The organism is Rhodococcus sp. KRD197, from assembly GCF_017168235.1.
Taxonomy (GTDB): domain Bacteria; phylum Actinomycetota; class Actinomycetes; order Mycobacteriales; family Mycobacteriaceae; genus Rhodococcoides.
The window spans coordinates 1-462 of sequence record NZ_JABFAO010000059.1; the positions used below are offsets into that span (position 1 = coordinate 1).

1 pseudogene is annotated in these 462 nt (G+C 36.1%); it reads right to left on the minus strand.

Annotated features, from left to right (window positions below):
- Positions 1-120: 120 nt before the first annotated feature.
- Positions 121-462, minus strand: a pseudogene (locus J1M86_RS24145) (hypothetical protein); the annotation flags it as partial.

A 462-nucleotide genomic window follows, 5' to 3' on the forward strand; every position in this document is an offset into this window, starting at 1 on the left:
GGATGATCTTTCGAAATTGTTTCTTCAAAAGTTTTTGGATGAAAAGTTAATTTTTCTGGAAAACATAACTGTTGTGCCATATATCCAAAACTTTCTTGATATTTTTTAAAATTATCGAAATTAATCACGGAAAATCCCTCCATAGAAATTCTCATTATAAATTTCTTGACCAGTTTTCCCTGAACCTACTGCAACGCCACAGCCTTCACAGTTATCTCCAAAATGCTCGCCGCCGTAATTGTATCCTGTACTACCTTGTGCGTGATACGTATCTAAATAGGTTTCTTTGTGTGATGTTGGAATAACAAATCGATCTTCATATTTGGCTAGTCCTAATAAACGATACATGTCTTTAGTTTGGCGCTCCGTTATACCTAATCGCTCTAATCGAGACGTGTCAAATGGCTGTTGAGTAACTTGAGATCTCATATAACTTCTTATCATTGCCATACGTTGTAGGGC